Here is a 21233-nt window from a genome sequence, read left to right as displayed (position 1 = left end):
GCTTATGGGCATCGTTGTAATGCCACATTAATCTTAACTTTTTATTAGGCCACCGTGCGCTTATCTTGGCGTAAGGGTAACACAGTTATTAACTTATCTCTGGTTTGAGAGATTAAGTTTTCCGTTGTTTCCCAGTCGATACAACCGTCTGTAATTGAAACACCATACTCTAATTCTTCAGGTTTTTTACCTTCCGCTTTCTGATTACCAGGCTTCAAATGACTTTCAAGCATAACGCCAATGATTGACTGATTACCTTCTAAAATTTGATTTACCACATTTTGTGCAACCAAGGGTTGACGGCGGTAATCTTTAGAAGAGTTTGCATGGCTGCAGTCAACCACTAGCCCCGCAGTCAATCCAGCATCCTGCAGCTCAATTTCACATTCTGATACACATACTGAATCGTAATTAGGCTGCTTACCGCCGCGCAAAATGATATGGCCATCTGGATTACCACTGGTACCGATAATACTTACCTGCCCCTGCTTGTTAATACCCATAAAGCGATGGCCTGAGGCTGCTGACTTAAGTGCGTTGATTGCAATATCTAGGCTACCATCTGTACCGTTTTTAAAGCCCACTGGCATTGACAGGCCACTGGCCATTTCTCGGTGAGTTTGTGACTCAGAAGTACGCGCACCAATCGCTGCCCAACTAAATAGCTCAGCAAGGTATTGCGGGCTAATTGGGTCTAACGCTTCTGTCGCAACAGGTAACTCTAATTCAGCTAACCAAATTAGAAGCTCTCTTGCTTTGCGAAGACCGGTTTCAATATCAAACGTACCGTCAATATGGGGATCGTTTATTAAACCTTTCCAACCTGTTGTGGTACGCGGCTTTTCGAAATATACGCGCATTACGATAAATAACGTGTCTTTGCATGACTCATGAAGTTCTTTAAGCTTAAGCGCATATTCTTTCGCGGCTTCAACATCGTGTATAGAACAAGGTCCACACACTACAAGTAATCTATGGTCGCGACGATGAATGATATCAGATACAATTTTTCTAGACTCAGAAATAGCCTCTAGCGCTTTGTCTGACACAGGCAGTTCAGCACTAAGCGCTTCTGGGGTAATAAGTACGTCTTCTGTACTTACGTGAACATTATTTACGGTGTCCTTGATCATGGGAGTTCTCTTACTCTCTTAACTACAAATAAAAAACGGGAAATTAAACGCCAAAAGAGTGTGCAATCTGCATGTAAACTTTATTGTACAACCAGCTTTTTCTATATTTCTTTAACGTCGTTGACTTTTTAACAATTTAAGCATAATAGCGCAAGCAATAACGAATAATACTTTAATCTAGTGTCGATTCGAAGCAAGTGAGCATGACTAAATGGCAACTCCCCAGATTCAAAGCTCAATTTTTAATCGGCAGTGAGGTTTAATCCTTTCAACGTACTCTCCCGACACTGTAAGCGTCTTCCATAAGCATATCGCCAAGCTATAGCGCTCATTAGTACAGCGTTAACAAATGGCATATCTGTATGCACCTTAGACTTATTTATCTCAAGTTATTAACGGGCATAAATAAGCTAAATTTTTCAATAACTGTCTAGGTTTTGTATGATTGTCACAAAGGAATAATAATGAGAATAGAATGCAACTTTTAACCATCACTTATACTGGCGACGTAGCCACGTTAACCATGAAAAATGGTGAAAACCGCCATAATCCTGTATTTGCAAAAGAGATGCTCTCAGCCTTAGATGCTATTAAGAGTAATAAAAGCTGTAAAGCGCTGGTGATCACATCTAACGATGAGAAATGCTTTAGCTTAGGTATTGATACCGATTGGTTAATGCCGGCCATGAAAGCGGGTCAAAAAGAAGAAATAAAGCAATTCATGCATGACATGGATGATGTATTTAAAACACTGCTTCTCTACCCGCTACCTGTTATCGCCGCTATCAATGGCCACGCCTTTGGCAATGGAGCAATTTTAGCGTGTGCTTGCGACTTCAGGTTTATGCGCTCAGACAAAGGCTTCTTCTGTTTCCCTGAAGTCGACTTATCGATTCCCTTTTTGCCGGGAATGATTGAGTTTGTTAAAAAGGCGATGCCTTATTATCGGTTTAACGAAATGAAGCTTTCAGGAAGACGGGTTTCCGGTAAAGAATTAGAGCAAGATCATGTGATAGAGAAAGCATACGATAGCCAAGAAAGCTTACTTGAAGGCGCACTTAATTACGCTAAGACCTTTGATAAAAAGCGAGGCATATTTGGTGAACACAAAAAACGACTGCATAAACATATCATCCACACTATAGACAGCGAAAATAAGCCACTTATAGAAGCCCTCTCCCTTATGGCTTAATTCCCTATTCGGGACTGGTATTAAATCTTACAAGGCTGTGTAAACCGAGAGGCCAATGCAGCCTAGCGAACTAATAGTTGTCCGCAAAACTATATATTACTATTTTATCTTAATGCTTTGGCGTCCGTTTTCTGAACAAATCCACATTCACTCCCCAATGAAGTGACGCTACCCGCAACAATACTGTTACGCCAATAGAGCCCAAAATGCACCAAATGTAAGGAATATCCACTGCAAATAGCGCAGCATACGTGAGTCCTCCAGCAAAGCACGCACTCGCATAGACATCACCACGCATAACATAAGGCATTTCTCGGCACACCACGTCCCTCATCAAACCACCGACGATTCCCGTAGTCATTCCCATAGTTAAGGCAACAATCATCCCCGTGCCGCTAATCAAGGCTTTCTCGATGCCTATGACGTTAAATATGGCAAGCCCTATTGTATCAATCAGAATGAAATAAAAGTTTGAAGGGGATGGAAAGTAGCGTATTAATATTACAGTAACGAAGATCGCACTGTAAGTAGCTAAGAGATATTCAGAGGTTTCTACCCAGAATATCGGTTTTCCCAAAAGTAAATCTCTTAGCGTGCCTCCGCCAAGCGCCGTCATCACGCCTACAACGACTATTCCGAAACCATTAATATTCTTTTCGTGTCCCAGCAGCGCACCGGAAATAGCGAAGAAGGCAACACCAATAATACCTAGCACAATAAAATAATCTGAGCTCATTCTTCACTCTATTAAAAAACATTAATCTTTTTATCCAATAAAGTAGAAAAAGGATCGAATTTCAGGCACAAAAAAACCCGCTTGAAGCGGGCTTTTTCGAAGTTAACAATAACGCAAGGATTAGTAATCTTAGTTAAGCTTCTCTTTGATACGTGCAGATTTACCTGAACGCTCACGTAGATAGTAAAGCTTAGCACGACGAACCGCACCGCGACGTTTAACTTCAATTGAAGAAACTGCCGGGCTGTGTGTTTGGAACACACGCTCAACGCCTTCGCCGCTAGAAATTTTACGCACGGTAAAAGACGAGTGCAGACCACGGTTACGCTTAGCGATAACAACACCTTCATATGCCTGAAGACGCTCTTTGTCACCTTCGGTAACGCGAACTTTAACAACTACTGTGTCACCTGGACCAAACGCAGGAACATCAGACTTTAGCTGTGCTTCTTCGATTTTTTTGATGATATCTTGACTGACTTTGCTCATCATATCCTCTCGTCCTAGTTAACTGTCATCTTGCTGCAGTTGCGCTTGGAATAATTCAAGCAAACGCTGCTGCTCCTCAGTCAGAGCTAGGTGATTTAACAATTCAGGGCGACGCTGCCAGGTTCTACCTAATGATTGCATCAATCGCCACTGCCTAATTTTTTCATGGTCTCCACTTAACAACACATCGGGTACCTTTTGACCATCGAGTATTTCGGGCCGCGTGTAGTGCGGACAATCCAAAAGACCGTCAGTGAAAGAATCTTCAACTGCTGAAGCTTTATGCCCCAACACGCCAGGAACTAGTCGAGCAACCGCGTCCATAAGGACCATTGCTGGCAGTTCACCGCCGCTTAGTACGTAATCACCAATAGAGACTTCTTCATCTACATGGCTTTCGATTACTCGCTCGTCGATGCCTTCATATCGGCCGCAAATTAAAATTGTGCGGTCAATGTTAGCAAGGCGCTGTACGCCTGCTTGGTCAAGGGGTTTCCCTTGTGGTGATAAGTAGATCACCTTACTTTTTTCGCCACCAACTTTCTTGGCAGCTTGTATTGCGTCGGTTAGCGGTTTTACCATCATCAGCATACCGGGTCCGCCTCCGTAGGGGCGATCGTCTACTGTACGATGGCGATCATGTGTAAAGTCACGGGGGTTGAAGGTGTCAACCGATACCGTTCCAGACTTAACTGCTCGACCTATAACACCCTGTTGGGTAAAAGGGGCAAACATATCTGGAAACAGGCTAACAACGCCGAACCACTTTTCCGGTGTCACTTAAAACCCCGGGTCCCAGTCAACTTTAATGACCTTCGCTTCCTTATCCACCTCTTGTACGACTTCGTCGAACACAAAAGGTAATAGTCTTTCTTTTTGACCAAAAGCATCGCCTACATTCGCTTTAACGTGAATCACGTCGTTAGCACCTGTATTAAACACTTCTTTCACCACACCCAAGTCGTAACCTTGCGTTGTTACTACTTTCATGCCGGTGAGCTCACGCCAATAAACCCCTTCGTCGCCTAAATCAGGCAGCTGTGAAGCATTTATGTTGATATCCAAGTTTTTGATGCGCTCGGCATCATCTCGACTATCAACGCCCACAATTTTTGCAACGAGGCTTTTACCGTGCGGTCGCCACTGGTCAATTTGGTATTCCTTTTCATCGCCAAGAAACCATGGCGCGTACTCAAAAATACCTTCTGGCGTTTCTGTATAGCTGTTGATTTTGACCCAACCTTTAACACCGTACGGTGCGCCAATTTTGCCAACAATCACTTTGTCAGACGCTAGACTCATCTATACCACCAGTTAATAACAGCTTACGCTGCAGATTTTTTCGCTTCTTTTACCAAGCTAGAAACGCGATCTGATAAGCTCGCGCCTACGCCAACCCAGTATTCAACACGCTCTAGATCTACGCGAAGACGTTCCGCTTGACCTTGTGCAGTTGGGTTGAAGAAACCGATGTTTTCAATGAAACGACCGTTTCTTGCACGACGGCTATCAGCCACCACTAGTTGATAAAATGGACGCTTTTTCGCGCCACCACGCTGTAAACGAATAGTAACCATAAATGCCTCAAACTCGTTGTAGCGTTACCGTTAACTTAAGCCTTCAAACTACGACTAAAAATTAGACGCCAGTTAGAAGGCCGCCGAATTATACGGATATCGCCACCTAATGCAAGTAAAAGTCTTGTTTAACTTATAATATTTAGTAGGTGGCTCACGATCAGAACAACGCAAAGAAGACACCGTTTGAACACATCCCATTTCTTTTAACGACGGTGATAGATAGCGCAAGGTTACACTTGCGTCATTTTTTCATCAGCTTTACTTTTGCTGACCGCTTAACCAAAACCCTGAATTCTTCACTCAAGTTAACGTTACATATGTTTAGCTTGGTCAATTTAGTACGTTACTCGTCTATTGCTCCACCCAATTCTCATCCCAGCGTAAATACTGCAGCTGTAGTCGCATTGGTCACGTCCAATGTACACGCTTTACCGTATAATTTAGTCTTCAATGTCAAATAGCACTGCAAATACAGTGCTGTAAATAAGTAATGCAAGCAACGAGGTAATTTTGACGACACCGCTACCAACCGTATCAACAAAGCAAGTCTTACAGTGGATAGGCTCTCATTTACTTCAATATAAAATGCGAGTTGTAGGCGCTGTCATTGCCCTTTTTACCGCAGCCATAGCATGGCTTTTGCTTGGACAAGGCATTAAATACGCGATAGATAGCGGCTTTATCGAAAATGCTGCCGACACCTTAAACAAAGCAACGGTTATGGTACTTGCTATAACCATCATCGCCTGTTTGGCAACTTATGCGCGCTTTTACTTAATGACTTGGCTTGGCGAACGGGTTAGCGCTGATATTAGAAACCAAGTATATGCGCATCTTCTCTCGCTTCCGCCGTCGTTTTTCGCAGAGCTTCGAACAGGAGAAGTAATATCTCGATTTACCAGCGACACAACAATCATCCAAACCGTTGTGGGTATGAGTTTATCCATGACGCTACGTTCTATTGTCACCTTCGTAGGTGCATTGGCGTTAATGACCTTTTCCAGCCCACTGCTAACATTTTGTGTGATTGTGGCCGTACCAGCAGTATTGGTGCCTATCAAGGTACTCGCGCCTCAAGTGCGCCGTTACGCTAAAGCAAGCCAAGATAAAGTGGCAGACTTAGGCGCTCGTATTGATGAAAGTCTCCATGAAATAATGACCGTACAAGCCTACACAGCTGAAAATGCTGAGCGTCTGCATTTTTCTAGAAAAGTAGAGCTTGCCATGGACGTAGCGAAAAAGCGCATTCATTACCGTTCATTGTTGATTGGCTGCATTATGTGTATCAGCATGACAGCTATCATTTTTATTGCCTGGGTAGGCGCTAGACAAGTACTCGACGGAACCATGACGGTAGGCGAGCTTTCCGCCTTTCTTTTCTATGCCGTGATGGCTGGCGGCAGTGTGGCCACAATTAGTGAAGTCATAGGCGAAGTACAGCGTGGTGTGGGGGCGAGCGAACGTTTATACGAACTCTTTACTACTGAGTCAGCTATCAAACCCGTACCAGATAAGGAGAAGAAAATTACCGAGTCTGAGCGCGCGGAAGAATCTGACCTTAAAGAGGCTGAAAATAAGGTTTCAATTTCAAAGGCTGCCCCTAGAATTCAGTTGGACAAGGTCAGCTTTGCATATCCAGATAGTAAACCTTTGTTTGATAACTTGAACATTGATATACAAGCCGGAGAACGCCTTGCTTTAGTTGGTGCAAGTGGTGCAGGTAAAACCACCCTCTTTCAATTGCTAATGCGTTTTTACGACCCAAGTAGCGGGCAAATTCTGTTTAACGGGATGCCTATTAATAAAATGCCCGTTGATGTCTTGAGGCGACATATTGCGATAGTAACTCAAGAGCCCGTGGTGTTTGCAGATACCGTAATGGAGAACATTCGTTACGGCAGCCCTGAAGCAACCGACGAAGCCGTGGTGAATGCGGCGAAGCAAGCTTTTGCTCACGAATTTATTGATAGCCTTGATGAACGTTATAACACGCAATTAGGCGAAAGGGGCGTGAAGCTTTCTGGTGGGCAAAAACAGCGTATCGCTATAGCACGCGCTATTTTGGCCGATCGACCTATCTTACTTCTCGATGAGGCAACAAGTGCCCTTGATGCTATGAGTGAGCGTATGGTTCAGCAAGCCATAGACAGATTAATGGTAGGCAAAACAAGCATTGTCATTGCCCATCGTCTGGCTACAGTACAGCATGCTGATCGTATTCTTGTCATGGATAAAGGTCAGGTTGTGGGAAGCGGCAACCATGCCTCTTTGATGAAAAGCGATACCCTGTACAGGGAATACGCTGAACTGCAATTGCTTAGCTGAACCGCCTGTGGTGCTATACGGTACAAACAACAAGGTTAACCAATCGGCTAATAAATATCCGTTTTGGTAATACAAAAATAAAGAGTTTAATGCTCTCTCTATGTTGATGAGAAGTATAAGCTTAACTAACGCTACGGGTTTAAAATGAAAAATTCAGTCTATGGTGCATTGAAGACATGGACACGTCTTTGTGCTCTTTTTTTAGTGATGGTGCCAACTGCAAACGCGCAGTTCATGGGTGACAGACAGGCTAAGCTTGTTGTGACAAAACCCATTCAGTTTATGAACGAAACACGAAAGGTGGAGGCGGTTGGTAGTGCTGAAGCCGTACGCTCTATTGTGTTGTACCCAGCAGTTTCTGATGAAGTAATAGAAATAAATTTTGTTCCTGGTCAATCTGTGGAAAAAGGCAAGGTATTGGTTCGCCTTGACGATAGACGGCAGCAAACTGCATTAAAGCGCGCCAAGCTCACATTAGAAGACGCACAGCGCACGGTAGAGCGATTAGCCTCAAGCTATAAGCAAGGTGCAGTCCCCGTTAGCGAGCTGGACTTAGCCCGCACTCAACGCGACCTTGCGGAGGTCGCATTAGAAGAAGCAAAAGCAGATTTAGAAGACAGACATATTGTCGCGCCTTTTGACGGCATTGTTGGTATTACTGACGTTGAGGTAGGCGATCGGATCAATGAACAAACGGTTATCACCACGCTCGATAATAGAAGTAAACTTTTTATTAATTTTAAAGCCCCCGAAGCCGCCCTTCCGGTTTTGCTCAATGCGCCGAATGTCACACTAGAACCATGGAGCGATAAAGAACAACTGGTGAGAGCCGAAATTGCGCAAGTCGATTCTCGTATTAACGAAGCGGACCGCACCCTGCGAGCTCGCGCATTATTAGACAACTCGTCGGATAAATTCCGTCCAGGTATGAGTTTTAGGGTTAATTTGAGCATTGAAGGTGATCGCTACGCGGCCGTGCCTGAAGCTGCATTACTATGGGGAGCAACCGGTGCTTATATTTGGCTTGCCGAAGATGGGAAAGCGAAACGTGTGGATGTAAGTGTACATCAGCGTTTAAGAGGAACTATCTTAGTTTCAGGCGATATCGAAGAAGGTGATGCGTTAATTTCAGAAGGTGTTCAGCGCTTACGTACAGGCCAAGAAATTACTACTGAATTGGCCGGAGGGCCTCAAAGTGAGTGATCCAAATCTATCGTCTTCAGTCAGTGATCTTCCCTCACTCTCGATACGACGCCCAGTTTTAATCGTTGTTCTAAACCTGCTTATTGCCATTGCAGGTCTTGCCGCTTTGAGCGGGCTTGAAGTTCGAGAGCTTCCCGATGTTGACACCCCTCGTGTTACTGTAACGGCGCAGTTTCCCGGCGCTTCCCCTGAAACCGTCGATGCTGAGGTGACCGGTCGCCTAGAGGGGGCCGTTGCCCGCGTAAGCGGTGTGAAAAATATATACGCACAAAGCGAAGAAAACTCTGCCCGTGTACGTGTAGAGTTTCGTCCTGGCGTCAACTTAGAAGATGCAGCGAATGAAGTCCGTGAATCAGTAAGTCGCGTACAGCGTCAACTTCCTGAGGACGTCGAGCAAGTGGCAATCATTCGCGCAGATAGCGACGCTCAAGCGGTAGTTAGCCTTGCTATCTCTAGTGATACCCTAGATATGGAGACCCTCACCGAACGCGTCGATACAGATGTAGCGCCTTTGTTTCTCAGTATTCCCGGCGTTGCGGACGTTACTCTTAACGGCGATAGAGAGCGTGTTTTGCGCGTATCCGTTGACCCGCTTCGCCTTACCAGCTTTAGTCTTTCCATGAGCGATATAGCCGACGCCTTATCGCTCGCGCCTTTTGATGTTCCCGCAGGCAGTATACAGTCGGCTGAACAGGCGCTTATCGTGCGTGCTGATGCAACGTCAGTCTCGGCAGAAGATGTGGGCAATATAGTTGTAAGTGGCGACATTCGCATTAATGATGTCGCCAGTGTTTATTTTGGCCCCGCCGATACAACCAGCGTGGTTCGCTTGGACGGCACACCTGTTATCGGTGTAGGTGTGATTCGACAGGCTAGCTCTAATACCATAGAAATTTCTGATGAAGTGCTAGCAATGGTCAAAGACCTAGACAAACGCTTCACCGACATGCACATAACTGTAACGGCAGACGACGCGGAGTTTATTAGAGACTCTGTTAAAGAGGTTGTGATATCGCTTAGCCTTACCGTTGCTTTGGTGGTTGTGACGTTATTGGTATTTATTGGTTCATGGCGCGCGACCATTGTTCCGGCGCTTTCTATTCCTGTTTCACTGGCAGGTGCCTTGGCAATTATTTGGGGCATGGGATTTTCAATTAACATCCTTACCCTGCTCGCCCTTGTTTTGGCTACGGGTATGATTGTGGACGATGCGATTGTTGTTTCTGAAAATATTCAGCGACGAAGAAGCATGGGCTTGGGTGCTCGTGCTGCTGCTGTAATCGGCACACGTGAAGTATTCTTTGCGGTAGTGGCAACCACCGCAGTGCTTGCCTCTGTATTTATCCCCATTGCATTTCTACCTTCAACCGCAGGCCGTTTGTTCAGAGAGTTCGGTGGAGTATTAGCTGGCGCTGTCGTTATCTCTTCTTTTGTTGCGCTTTCTTTGGTGCCGGCACTTACCGCACGCCTTAAGGTAAAAGAGACAAAAAGCGGTGGCTTGTTTAGCAAAACCTTTGGACGCTTTGGTAATGCGTGCCTTGGCGTATATCAAGCTTCACTGTTAAAAGCCCTTAAGTACGGCTGGGTAGTGGGCATACTTAGCCTAGCTGCTGGCGGTGGTGCTTATATACTGTCACAAAATATCGATAATGAGCTTTTGCCAAGTGAAGATAGGGGCACAATTCGGATATTTGCCCGCGGACCTGATGGCGCTGGGCTGAACTTTATGGATAGACAAGCAGAAAAAATGGAAGAACTCCTGCTTCCTTATGTTGAGAATGGCACCATAGATTCAATTTATACGGTGGTTGGCTCTTGGGATCCGAACATTGTATTTATTACCGCACCGCTCAAACATTGGGATGAACGGGATAAGTCACTGCAAGATGTCGTTAACGAAATTCGCCCCAAGCTCCAGCAAATACCCGGAGCTCCTGGTAACGCCTTTGGTGGCAATAGTCTTAACTTGCGCGGTCAAGGTGGCGGCTTAGAAATAGCACTTACTGGCGATACCTATGAAAATATCTTCTTAGCAGCACAGGACTTCTCACGACTGCTTGAAGAAAAGCTGCCCGAGCTGGGTAGACCCAGAATTAGCTACGACCCAACCCAACCACAAATGCGCGTAAACATAGACCGTCGTCGTGCAGAGGAGCTGGGCGTGCCGCTTACCGACATCGCCAGTACGCTGCGCGCTGCCGTTAATGGCGATGACATTGCTGATTTAAACGTGGGTGACCAAGCTATTCCTATAATGCTGCAAACTAATAATCGCAGTACGTTAGACCCGTCCGAGCTTACCAGCCTGTATGTAAAAAGCGTTGACGGAAACCTAGTGCCCCTTTCTAGTGTGGCATTTATTAGCGAAGAAGGCGTTGCCGCTGAACTAGAACGTCAAGCCCAGCGACGGGCAATAAAAGTGGAAATGGAACTGCCAGAAGATGTTGCACTTAGCGAGGTGGTAGATCAAATACGTACACTAGCGCTAGACACTCTGCCCGATGGCGTTGGATTGGTCTTTTTAGGTGAAGCACAAACCTTTGAAGAAACGTCTAAGCAGGTCGCCCTCACCTATATTTTAGCCTTCGTCATTGTATTGCTTGTACTGGCCGCCCAATTTGAAAGCGTAAATAGTGCTGTTGTAGTTATGCTAACTGTGCCCTTTGGTATTGCTGCCGCCGTTTATGCGCTGTTTTTAACCGGCACTAGCATTAATATTTACTCGCAAATCGGACTAGTTATGTTAATCGGCCTACTCGCCAAAAATGCCATATTATTGATTGAGTTTGCCGATCAGCTACGCGATAAAGGTTTTGATATCTATGACGCTATTGTTGAAGCAGGAAAGGTGCGTTTACGCCCTATTATGATGACCTTGGTATCTACAATTCTAGGTGGCCTGCCGCTGATACTATCAACTGGAGCAGGTGCAGAAGCCCGCAACGCTATCGGCTGGGTTGTGTTTGGCGGACTGGGTATCGCGGTGGTATTTACCCTTTACCTTACGCCAGTGCTTTATTTAGCGCTTGCCCGCTTTACCAAGCCTCGTGCGGACGAAAGCGCTAAGCTTGAAAAAGAGATGGAAGAGGCCAACGCACAGCATTCCTGAGATGGCCCTGCTTAAGTAGGCGCTATGCCTATTTAAGCGGTATCTAAACGGCGACTGTGCGCTCGGTTTGCTTTGAGAAATAAGAGAGGCGCCCAGGCTACGTGTGTTGTAACAACAAGTGTTACTACCCGCATTAAGGCTTGGGCGTTTTTTACTAAAAAACGGCTGATGCTAGAGCTTTCAAATGAATTAAGAATCTACTGCCCTAGTAGGTTTTACAGAACGCTTTGACTTTCGCCTTGCCGGTAAAGGCGAGAAGTTGATCGACCATCCTATCAAAGTATGGGTTGTAGGCTAGCCTTGCGTACACCCGATCTTGCTCACTCTTTGCTAAAGTTTCATCAGCGTTACCAGGCTTAAACCCCCACGGTCCGTACCACACTTCCTCTCCCGCTTTGCAGCGCGCTTCGGCGTCACTACCTTGGCCGTTGTCACATATGCGAAAGTCACTCGCAGTGCCATATAGCGGGTTCTTATCTGAAAAAGGTGTACTCATATGAGAGGCTGCGCTAATACGCTGCTCTGGGAGCATCATGGTTTGCATGATGAGTGTATTTGCAGGTACATCGGGGTCATCCTCGCCCTGCCACAATAAACACTTGTGTGGATGAGTAAAATTGTCTCTGAATTGTTCAGCTATTATCGCAGTATCTACCACGCTGTCTTTTTCTGCCACCACCATAAGCACAGGTAGATTCAATGTTCGTTCTTCTTTTTCAGAGCGCGTAAACAAATCTTGAAGCACATTTACGCTTTCTTGATAAGCAGCGAAACCCGGCATTGCAGTGGAGTTATAGCGGCTAGGGTTATCTTCTTCTTCGACATTGGGCCAAGGAAATAATGAATCGATATAGGGCGCTAAACGAGACACAAAGAAGCGTGACTTAAAGGCTGGTGAAAAATGCATTAGCCCTTTTATATCAAGCTCTTCAGCCATTGAAAAGCTTGCTATTGTGGTCAAATTAGCGCCCGTCGAAAAGCCACCAATATAGAGGTTGTCTACTTCCTTAGAAAATAGCCGTATGTGATGATTCGTTTCTGTCTGCCACTGCTGATAGCTAACATTTAGCATGTCTCCGGGTTTTGAGCCGTGGCCCGGCAGCAAAATGGTTCTTACGTGAATACCTTCATTGCACATGGCATTTGCCACATCACGAAAAAAGTAAGGTGAATCGCCTAGCCCATGAACTAGTAAAACACCAATATCGCGGTGTTGCGTGCCGCATTCAAACGGCATATTCATGAATATTTCTTGTGTTTTGTTGTTAGAAATAAACGCTCTATGTTCCTGCAGGTAACTTTCAACTTCATTTAAATAATTATCGAAAGGCTGCACTCCCACAGGAAAAGCCTGTGCACTAGCACTGAACTGCGAGCTGTGTGACGAATGACAACCGCTCAACAAGAACAGCGCGAGAGAAGCAGCACATACGTGTGCTGCTTTAACAGTAAAATTTGGCATTGTTAACGTTTAGGCCTATGGCAAGAAAAAGCGATTATTGCAGTGTATCTTTACCCGAAACTAATGCCTTGGCGAGTAGTTTATGGGTAAGTAATGATAGAAGCTCGGTTTCTTCCTCGCTTCGCTCGCCATCAACGCCCGTGATCGCCATTGCAACTTCTAAGGTTTTTTCTGCGTTAAACGATAGATCGTTTTTAAGACTTTTTAAGAAAGTAACAGTGTCGCCTGTGTCGATGGCCTTTCGAGCTTGATAAATTGTGTCGTTTAGAAAGGCCTCACGGCAGATTGGGCTTTGCCAATCTAAAGATTCAACCATTGCGTTTAGGTAGTCTTGTTCAGTCAATGTGACCATTCCATCAACCTGATAGAGTAACACTGAAAGCTTGATAAGGGCTTGGTTAAAACTTTGTTGTTCTGATAATTGCATAACACTCTTCCTCTTCGTACTGTACGCGGCAGTACCACAACATGCTCTGCATCCTAGCAGTAGCGATAAATTTCAGTGTCTACATTGCGCTATTAAACATCGAAAACACGTTAGCCGCTGATTAACTGCCATAGGACCTGCAAACCTTTACTTTGGTTCTAAGGTTTAACAGGACCAACAATGTAGACCGCAGAATTGACGGTAACATTACGCAGCGATGAAGCTTTTAGTTCACAATGTTAAATAAGTGTAAACACCTATTGCATTATAGGTCTTTTTCAACAGGTTCCAAGTGTCACATATCGCAAAAAATGGCAAACAATTGATTAGAAAGTCAGTGATTAATTAGGGCAACAGAATGATTAGTTAAAACCGCTAGAGTAAGATGAAAGTCTGGCACACCTTTGAACACGTGGGCCAGACCAAATTTGTAGTCGATAGATAAGATTGAAAGGACCCGTTAACGCAAGCCTAACGTGATATCGTTTATGTAGAAATTACCCGTATAGACTTTATCGTTATTACCATGGGATTCTAATGCAAAAAACTGCTTATCTTCATCGTTTAGGGCTTGATACCCCCCGATCACCTGATAAATCCACACTTCAGGATCGAAGCCTAGAGCATGCTCTTCAAAATAACTAAGTGCCGTTTTAGGCTGGCCTGAATCAATCACCTCACAGAAATAGGCTTCTACTGCCTTCTGCAATGGGTCTTTTTCAAGTGACAAGGTCGATTGCTCAGTCACATCGATGTCGACCGGTTTTGTGTCTTCGTGTTTAGTCTGGCGTTTGTGTACGTGGGTTAACGACGCCACAATATTCTGATAATCGGCTTCATGCTCAACGTTGTTCACGTCTGGTGCTGCGTTAGCAATAATCGTGTCCGATTGATTAAACAACACAGGTACGTTAGTCAGGTTGGCGTAGTTGCCAGGCGCAAAATCAGGCTGCTGCTCCATATGTAGCAAGAAACCTTTAAGTAACCGTGTGCGACCTTGGAATTCTCTGAATCGACCCAACAAGTCTAATAAGCGCGCTTGTACAACAGATAACTCTTGTGCGGCTTTTGAAAAGCGCTGCTGAAGGGATACTACCAGTAAATGGCGTAGTTCGCGATTAGACCCGGCCAGTTCACTTAACTCATCGAAACGGAAACACTCAAGCTGAGCAAGTAAGTCTGTTACCTGACCCTGCGCTAATTCGTTTTCGCGAATTTTAGCTTCAACCGACGATACATAACCGAATTCATTGTTAATACGGCCGAACATGACACGTACACTATTACTTAGTGATTCAGAAAGCTGATAGACGTGTTCTGTTAAATCCCCCATGTGGGCTGCTGCTTCATTGTACTTGTTGTAATGAAGCGCTTCTTTATAATGCTCGGTTAACGTTTTAAGGCTAGCCAGCGACGCACCAATATTCGCATTAATTGTTCGGTTACGTTCGTCTTGCAAGCTTCCTTCTAAAAGCGTTCTTACCGCACTTTTTAGACGCAATTCACTTTGCGCCTCGGGGCGCCATAAGACCCCCAATTGAACGAGCTGCTCCAATACCTTTGGGCTGTGGTCGCGCTCTTTCACCGAACCATTAACATACGCCTGCATAATAAGGTCGCTGTGACGCCCCAGTGCATTGAGTAGTTTGGTCCCCGCCTGAATTAAAACCTGGCTCATATTAAGCTACCTTGCGAAATAGCGGCCTCCGCCTGCTCAGATAAACTCAGTGCTTCGGTTTCGTCGATAAAACGCAGCATCTCGTAAAGGTGCTCTATTTTACCTGTGCCCAAATAGATTTGTTTATCCGGGTTAGGTTTAATCAGGTAACCCATTTCTGTTAAGCGTTTAAAAACCTGCTTTAGCTGTCCATCTAAGTTCACGCTGGTAGAGCCAAACATACGATAGCGCGAAATTTTCTCAAGTTGCTCTGCATAAGCGGGCGTGTCTTCAATAGTTGTTTGCAGCTCGTTCAAACGAATAGCGCTGCCCATGGTTATTGGCATGTCAGACTCATTGGCTTGTTGAACCAGCAATAACCACTCGACTAAAGGGACTAGGTTAGACGCCGTATCTTGGAACTGCTGGGTTAGCACTTTGCGTTCGTTTTCACCAATGGTAAGAAAGCTAGCAAAGAATACATCACCTTCAGCGGTAGTTGAAAGTGTGCGGTTCAGCAAAGCTAGGTGAGGCTCTAACTGAGCTGCGTTATCTCTTGATTTAAGAAAACGCCACGCTTCTTCATCGGTCACCTGACAAATAAACGAGCCTTGTAAAAGTGCACTTAGTACACGGCCTTGTTCTGTCATCATGCTGATGCCTCCTTGCCAGCTATTTCACTGTTCTTTTCTGCTTCTTTTTTGAGTTTTATGCGGGCGCCTATTGAGCTTGCTTTCGGCTGAACCACCTGCAGTTGACGCGTTACTTTATCTATCAAATAGCGGTTTTCAAATAGCGTCAACACTTCCGATTCAGGGTTCGGAAACGCACCAACAACACTGATGTTATTGTTCTGACACGCCTCAAAAATTTTCTTCACGTTGTTTTGGTGAAGCGTACCTAATTCATCAATAGGCCAATGCACAGTGGCGTCGGCATCGCCTCGAAGAAGGCGTGTAAAAGCAAGTAAGAATTTACACAGGATAAGGTAGGCCATACCGTGGCTCGACGACTCGTTTAACTGTCGGTCGGTGCGGATAACAAGGTCGCTGTTACCCTCACGCAGATGAAGCTCGATATCAAGTAGCTTACTAATACCGCCTGTAAGCGCTGCGCGGCCAAGAATATCCAATACTCGGCGCATACTTTGTCCATATTCTTCTTCCGGAAGCTCGTTAGCTCCCGCTTCCATCCAGTGTTCATAAAGCTTTCTGAATTGTTCAAGTTCAGGCCAAAATTCAAGTTCACTAATACGTGAGCGAATTTTTACAGCCGAGTCTGATACACCATCAAGGGAAAGGTCGCCGTCGACCTCTTGGGTAATTCGGCGGCTTTGCGACACAATGCGCTTATCGATATCGGCAAGTACAAAATAGTATTGCGAAAGGTCAGCACCAAAGATACGGCCTTGCTCACGCAAGCCCTGCAGCTTCTGCGGAACTATCACGTTTAAAAGCTGTGCTAAATGAGACACCATACGGCGGTGATCAAAGCTCTTCACGCCATGGGCATTAAGCGTTGCACACTCTTCACGGGCGCGCTCCCACGTATCCGACAAACCTGTCCCCGCTTGCGCGGCAATGAGCTGATCGAACCGCTCTACATAGGCGCGAATATCGCTTAATAAGTTTTCACGCTCTTGAAGCTGGCTTTGCACTTCTGAGATACGCTGACCAATGCTGACATCGTCATGCTTAATTTCAGCCGTTTCATCACCTGCTTGAAGGGTAAGCTTGGCAAGAGATTTACTTAAGGTTTTAACCTGTTCTAGGTGCTCGCTGGCAGTTTTAAGCGTAGTTTCAAGCTGCCCGTGCTGCTCTTGAAGCTGTTCACGATTAGCTTTATAAGTCGCCTGTTTACTGGCTAAGTTACGCTCGGACTCACCCAATAACTTACGCGACTTAGACAAGCCTTCCTGCCATATCACTTTTTGCTTAGTAAACACGTTGGTGTACCAACGCTCGTAGTCGGCTACTTTATGACGATGAGTTTCAGTGCGCGTAATGTCTTCTTTAAGCTTATTGATTTGCTTTTTAAGCTGACCTATTTCATCAACATCCACACCGCGATTGCTCAATTCGCTTTCCAGCCAACTCTGCATATCTTTGCGGTCTTGGGCAGCGTTGTCTTTCGCCTTACGCATATCGCTATCAAGCTGTGAAATACGCGCTTCACTATCCGCAATAAGCTGCTGCCAGTGGAATTTGTGCTCGGTTTCCGCTTCGCGCTGCTGGTCTTTAATTTCATCTCGGCTAAGCTCAAACTGAGCTTTCGCTTGCTTTTGAGACTGCTGATTCGCTTCAAGCTTAGTCTTAGCTTTCTGCTTACGTGCAGAAAGCGCTTGTTGGTATTCACTAAGCACCGTATCGCGGTCTTGCTGTGCTCGCTTACGACTGGCTTCGGCACTTTTAACAGCGTTGTCTTTTTGGGTAACCACAAGCTCGGCGTTGCGCACGTCTTCGTTCGCTTTCGCCAAGCGCTGTTCACATTCGTTTTGCGCGGCAAGGGCAGCAGCTTGACGAATTTCAGCTTCTTGCAACTGCTGCTTAAGTGCTTGTTCAGTGAAGGCGTAGTCTGGAGTGTCAAGTTCAGTAAGTGCTAACTTAACATCCATGAAGGTATGGCTGTCACCTTGTGCATCGTTTGCCATAGCAGGCGCCAAATCTGTGCGTTCTAATAGCTCAGGGCGAATAACTTTACCTAAGGATAATTCCCAGTCGTCCACATTGGCGCGCAAGAACTCAAGTAGCGAGCCTTCCCCTGGGTACAGCAGTGCGTTAATTTTATTAACCGCTTTTTCTTCTTGTTGAAACGCGTTGCGTGCTTTGTCTAACGCATTTGAACATCCTTTGCGAAACTCTACTGATTTAGCGTGTGCCTGTTGAGCTTGTCGCAATTCGCCACGGGCTGAATCTTCATTAATGGACGCCTCTTTTATTGCTGCGTCTAAAATGTCTAGCTGAGACTGCTCAAACTCGTTATAGCCTGCGTTGCTGAGTGAGGCTTTAAGCTCAGCCTCCGCTACTTTCAGATCATTTAAACTATTCTGGTAATTCTGCTGCAGCGTGCTTAGCTGGCTGTTGTAATCGCTTTGTATTCGACTTAACGCTTCACGTTCACTCTGCTGTTGCTCTGCTTTGTTTTCTGCGGCTTCTTGGCGTGCGGCTGACATTTCTTCTAGAGTAATTGACAGCTTTTCACCTAGTTCAGCCAAGCGCTTGTTGTAGGCTGACTCAATATCTTGGTGTTTTTCAGTAAGCAGTACATAGCGACTATCGGCCATGGCTTTTTCATTTTGCCACTGCGACAAATTTGCAACATCTTCTTTAAGCTGCTCGATATTTTCGTCTTGCCACTTATCAAATTCACGCTCTACCGTATCCAGTTCGCTAGTAAACTTCTCAACATCGGCACGAGCAGATGAAATAACCTGGTTTAGATGATCGCGAGTGTCACCCCACTCGCTATCAGTTTGCTTGCGCTGGAAGCTATTTTCATCGAGCTCGTTTTTAGTGGTTTCAACACGCGCGGCTAAATAGGTCTTATCAAGTTCAAAGCTATGCTTTAGGTTAGCGAGCACTTGCTCTGTGCTTGTTAAAGCCATGTCGGCTTGTTCGAGTTTAGAAAACTCGGGGCGAATTTTGTCGAACTGCTTTATTAAATGACACTCTTTAATCCAGTCATCAACACGGTGTCGGCTAAGACCTGAAGTAGGTGGCGTAACACCATCTTCTTCCAAAATAGCGGCAATCATGGCTTTGATGGTTTCCATTTTGCCTTCTTTGGAATGCACCGCCTTTGCCAACTTTTCGATATGGCGCATATGCTTTGAAGGTTCGCACAAACTAAAGATTTTGGCGTAGCCTAATAATTCGCGTGCATTGTTACTTTGGTTGAGCACCCCGTGATCGTTTTGAATGATTGCACGGAAGTCTTTGGTATTGAGTAAGCTTGTTACCAGTATATTATTGCGCTTCATGGCACGTGCAAGCTCGGCGCTACTTACACTGGCGTGCTTGCCGTTCTTTTGTTCTATTAAATAATCACTAATTTCAAACGGCTTGCCAATTAAACGGTAATTTACACCGGTTCCGTTTGAGCTTAATACAGCTTGGCATAGGTCGCCTTCAGCGCGTGTATATTCATAGATAATAAAGCTGGATAAACGAGGTAAGTACCAGCGTTCAAAGCTGTCACGAGTTGCTGGCACCACACGACTGGGATATTCGCCATAAAACACGGGAATAAGTCGCTGAAGTGTGGTTTTACCCGACGCATTGGTACCACAAATATTGGTGTGTCCATCAAGCTTTAGCTCGACCACGCCTGGTAAATGCGTGTCGATGAGAATAATACGTTTTAAGCCTGCCATAGTGTTCCTGTATCAATAACTCTGCCGCGTGAACGCTCACACAGCCCAAAACTGTACCTGCTTTGATAGGGTAAACGTTGCGTACCTGAATGAAAGCGAGCACATGCGCACGATGTAGCACGTCAGTGTATTATGAATTCACGAATTTGCACAGATGCGAGGTGATTTGTTGGTTACAAAGCGCACTATGGCATCAAGTTTTTCTTCTGTTTCTATCTTTCGATATTTATCTTTGTCTTTTTGAAAACTCGAACTTCAAAACTTTTTCTAGATAGTTTGATTGCTAAGCTTGCTGGTTGACCAATTTTAAAACATCTTATTAACCAATGACAAACATTTGGTAAAAATCGTGTCTACGAACAATAAAAACGAAAACGTCTTACAAGAAACTCTAATAGTACTTTTTTACTTCTTTTTAATTGCACTGGTGGTAACAGCGGTATCGGCCTGTGGAAGTAGCAGTCAGAGTAATTCTCCTTCTCAACCTGTCGCTGTACCTGATTCACAAGGTGGTGGTGCCCCCCTGCCGGAAGAACAAGAAGACTTTACCCTTGTGTCTGAAGTTATACTCAGTGCCACGGGCGCCACAAGCGCGAGCGAAACCTACGCATCAATAGAAAGCGTGTTTGGAGAAGGCAGCATAGAAGCACCCGACTTGTTCGCTGGCGATCATACTTCTACGCCCCATATTTTAGAGGAAACCGATAGCGTTGTAGGCCCCCACTTTGTGTTTTTAGCCCACCGAGATGACGACTTCAACAAAGGTGATCAGTCTGACCGCCAACGCAACGAAATAAAAACTTATGATAAAAGCGATGACGAAGTTCTCGGGTTTGAAGGGGAAACCATGCAGTTTGAATGGTATTTCTATGTCGCCAGCGATATGTCTTTGACCAGCAAGTTTAGCCACTTCTTCCAGCTGAAGGCGCGAAACGACAGTGAAGACAATAGTAATGGTAACGACGATCAGCCCGTCATAACCCTTTCTGCTGTCGAAAAAGACAGCTCCGGTAAAGAACTCCAAGTAAGGCACAGCGTAGGGTTTAACTCTGATGGTTCTCGCACCAGCGATGTCTATTTGGTCCGAGCAAACTGGAGCGATATCGCCGATGAGTGGGTTAAGGTATTTGTGCAGGCAACCTTCGCCGAAGAAGGCCACTTTATCATGCAGATAACCCGCGTTGGTGACGGCGCAACTATTATAGATATTAATGAGACAAATATAGATATGTGGCGAGGTGTGTCTGACGAGGATTTTATCCGCCCCAAGTGGGGAATTTACCGTTCTACTGCTGAAGTAAATAAACTACGCCAACAAGAAGAGCGAGTGAAGTTTGCCGATTTCGTTATTAGAAAAGGTACGCTTTGATTTGCAATTAAAGCTACTCAAACGATATTTTCATTTTAAGGGACATTTAAGGTAGTCAACAGGCGTCTTTACGACCTATTTAAAAAAAGCGGTAAGCAATACTTGGATTTACTTACCGCACTCAATTAACTTTGACAGTGTGTTTTTAAAACTATCACGTTGGAAGGCGCTATTATGCG

At 45.2% G+C, this 21233-nt stretch carries 16 protein-coding genes; 5 read left to right on the top strand and 11 right to left on the bottom strand.

Annotation, left to right across the window (positions count from 1 at the left end):
- Positions 1-44: 44 nt before the first annotated feature.
- Positions 45-1133, bottom strand: a complete 1089-nt coding sequence (locus V7R55_RS04880) for a 3-deoxy-7-phosphoheptulonate synthase (RefSeq protein WP_334057811.1) — start codon at positions 1131-1133, stop codon at positions 45-47.
- 475 nt (positions 1134-1608) lie between these two features.
- On the opposite strand from V7R55_RS04880, the gene V7R55_RS04875 reads away from it, so the two are divergent.
- Complete coding sequence (locus tag V7R55_RS04875; protein ID WP_334057809.1) at positions 1609-2325, top strand: enoyl-CoA hydratase/isomerase family protein; 717 nt, start codon at positions 1609-1611, stop codon at positions 2323-2325.
- A gap of 109 nt (positions 2326-2434) precedes the next feature.
- Here the strand turns inward: V7R55_RS04875 and V7R55_RS04870 are convergent, their stop codons facing one another.
- The 5 genes from V7R55_RS04870 to rpsP all read right to left on the bottom strand — a co-directional run bounded on the left by V7R55_RS04870 (position 2435) and on the right by rpsP (position 5127).
- Positions 2435-3061 carry a trimeric intracellular cation channel family protein gene (locus tag V7R55_RS04870; protein WP_334057807.1) on the bottom strand — a complete coding sequence of 209 codons (627 nt, stop codon included), beginning with the start codon at positions 3059-3061 and terminating at the stop codon, positions 2435-2437.
- 129 nt (positions 3062-3190) lie between these two features.
- Positions 3191-3550: a 50S ribosomal protein L19 gene (gene rplS / locus V7R55_RS04865; RefSeq protein WP_131095569.1), complete on the bottom strand. Its 360-nt coding sequence runs from the start codon at positions 3548-3550 to the stop codon at positions 3191-3193.
- 18 nt (positions 3551-3568) lie between these two features.
- Positions 3569-4330, bottom strand: coding sequence for a tRNA (guanosine(37)-N1)-methyltransferase TrmD (trmD, locus tag V7R55_RS04860; protein ID WP_334057805.1), 762 nt, complete (start codon positions 4328-4330; stop codon positions 3569-3571).
- Positions 4331-4852 (bottom strand): ribosome maturation factor RimM, encoded by a 522-nt coding sequence (gene rimM / locus V7R55_RS04855; protein ID WP_039233395.1) that lies wholly within the window; start codon positions 4850-4852, stop codon positions 4331-4333. It abuts the gene before it with no gap.
- A gap of 23 nt (positions 4853-4875) precedes the next feature.
- A complete protein-coding gene (gene rpsP, locus V7R55_RS04850) occupies positions 4876-5127 on the bottom strand; it encodes a 30S ribosomal protein S16 (RefSeq protein ID WP_014948832.1) in 252 nt (83 codons plus the stop codon).
- A gap of 513 nt (positions 5128-5640) precedes the next feature.
- Here rpsP and V7R55_RS04845 point away from each other — a divergent pair.
- From V7R55_RS04845 to V7R55_RS04835, 3 genes are all read left to right on the top strand, one after another.
- Entirely contained in the window at positions 5641-7455 is a 1815-nt protein-coding gene (locus tag V7R55_RS04845; protein WP_334057803.1) for an ABC transporter transmembrane domain-containing protein, read from the top strand.
- 144 nt (positions 7456-7599) lie between these two features.
- A complete protein-coding gene (locus V7R55_RS04840; RefSeq protein ID WP_334057802.1) occupies positions 7600-8658 on the top strand; it encodes an efflux RND transporter periplasmic adaptor subunit in 1059 nt (352 codons plus the stop codon).
- The gene (locus V7R55_RS04835) at positions 8651-11767 is read left to right on the top strand and encodes an efflux RND transporter permease subunit (RefSeq protein WP_334057801.1); all 3117 of its coding nucleotides are present in this window, start codon (positions 8651-8653) and stop codon (positions 11765-11767) included. Before V7R55_RS04840 ends, V7R55_RS04835 begins: the two co-directional genes overlap by 8 nt.
- Positions 11768-11972: 205 nt before the next feature.
- On the opposite strand, the gene V7R55_RS04830 is transcribed toward V7R55_RS04835, so the two are convergent.
- The 5 genes from V7R55_RS04830 to V7R55_RS04810 form a co-directional block, all read right to left on the bottom strand.
- Positions 11973-13229 (bottom strand): alpha/beta hydrolase, encoded by a 1257-nt coding sequence (locus V7R55_RS04830; RefSeq protein WP_334057799.1) that lies wholly within the window; start codon positions 13227-13229, stop codon positions 11973-11975.
- A gap of 34 nt (positions 13230-13263) precedes the next feature.
- Positions 13264-13656: a TerB family tellurite resistance protein gene (locus V7R55_RS04825; protein ID WP_118489827.1), complete on the bottom strand. Its 393-nt coding sequence runs from the start codon at positions 13654-13656 to the stop codon at positions 13264-13266.
- Positions 13657-14116: 460 nt separating this feature from the next.
- Positions 14117-15334: a phosphoenolpyruvate carboxylase gene (locus V7R55_RS04820; protein WP_334057797.1), complete on the bottom strand. Its 1218-nt coding sequence runs from the start codon at positions 15332-15334 to the stop codon at positions 14117-14119.
- Positions 15331-15966, bottom strand: a complete 636-nt coding sequence (locus V7R55_RS04815; protein WP_334057795.1) for a condensin complex protein MksE — start codon at positions 15964-15966, stop codon at positions 15331-15333. The genes V7R55_RS04820 and V7R55_RS04815 overlap by 4 nt, the downstream gene beginning before the upstream one ends.
- A complete protein-coding gene (locus V7R55_RS04810) occupies positions 15963-19685 on the bottom strand; it encodes an ATP-binding protein (RefSeq protein ID WP_334057793.1) in 3723 nt (1240 codons plus the stop codon). Before V7R55_RS04810 ends, V7R55_RS04815 begins: the two co-directional genes overlap by 4 nt.
- 349 nt (positions 19686-20034) lie before the next feature.
- On the opposite strand from V7R55_RS04810, the gene V7R55_RS04805 reads away from it, so the two are divergent.
- Positions 20035-21054 (top strand): heparin lyase I family protein, encoded by a 1020-nt coding sequence (locus V7R55_RS04805; RefSeq protein WP_334057791.1) that lies wholly within the window; start codon positions 20035-20037, stop codon positions 21052-21054.
- Positions 21055-21233: the final 179 nt, after the last annotated feature.

The sequence above is a fragment of the Alteromonas sp. S005 genome (genome assembly GCF_036864475.1).
GTDB lineage: Bacteria > Pseudomonadota > Gammaproteobacteria > Enterobacterales > Alteromonadaceae > Alteromonas.
The sequence above is the reverse complement of the archived record's forward strand: the minus strand, read 5'-3'. Positions and strand labels throughout refer to the sequence as shown.

What these genes read in the sequence shown, in the direction of transcription:
- V7R55_RS04880 (WP_334057811.1), bottom strand. Translation starts at nt 1,133, where the DNA reads ATGATCAAGGACACCGTAAATAATGTTCACGTAAGTACAGAAGACGTA.
- V7R55_RS04870 (WP_334057807.1), bottom strand. Translation starts at nt 3,061, where the DNA reads ATGAGCTCAGATTATTTTATTGTGCTAGGTATTATTGGTGTTGCCTTC.
- V7R55_RS04820 (WP_334057797.1), bottom strand. Translation starts at nt 15,334, where the DNA reads ATGAGCCAGGTTTTAATTCAGGCGGGGACCAAACTACTCAATGCACTG.
- V7R55_RS04825 (WP_118489827.1), bottom strand. Translation starts at nt 13,656, where the DNA reads ATGCAATTATCAGAACAACAAAGTTTTAACCAAGCCCTTATCAAGCTT.
- rplS (WP_131095569.1), bottom strand. Translation starts at nt 3,550, where the DNA reads ATGAGCAAAGTCAGTCAAGATATCATCAAAAAAATCGAAGAAGCACAG.
- V7R55_RS04830 (WP_334057799.1), bottom strand. Translation starts at nt 13,229, where the DNA reads ATGCCAAATTTTACTGTTAAAGCAGCACACGTATGTGCTGCTTCTCTC.
- rpsP (WP_014948832.1), bottom strand. Translation starts at nt 5,127, where the DNA reads ATGGTTACTATTCGTTTACAGCGTGGTGGCGCGAAAAAGCGTCCATTT.
- rimM (WP_039233395.1), bottom strand. Translation starts at nt 4,852, where the DNA reads ATGAGTCTAGCGTCTGACAAAGTGATTGTTGGCAAAATTGGCGCACCG.
- V7R55_RS04875 (WP_334057809.1), top strand. Translation starts at nt 1,609, where the DNA reads ATGCAACTTTTAACCATCACTTATACTGGCGACGTAGCCACGTTAACC.
- V7R55_RS04840 (WP_334057802.1), top strand. Translation starts at nt 7,600, where the DNA reads ATGAAAAATTCAGTCTATGGTGCATTGAAGACATGGACACGTCTTTGT.
- V7R55_RS04815 (WP_334057795.1), bottom strand. Translation starts at nt 15,966, where the DNA reads ATGATGACAGAACAAGGCCGTGTACTAAGTGCACTTTTACAAGGCTCG.
- V7R55_RS04810 (WP_334057793.1), bottom strand. Translation starts at nt 19,685, where the DNA reads ATGGCAGGCTTAAAACGTATTATTCTCATCGACACGCATTTACCAGGC.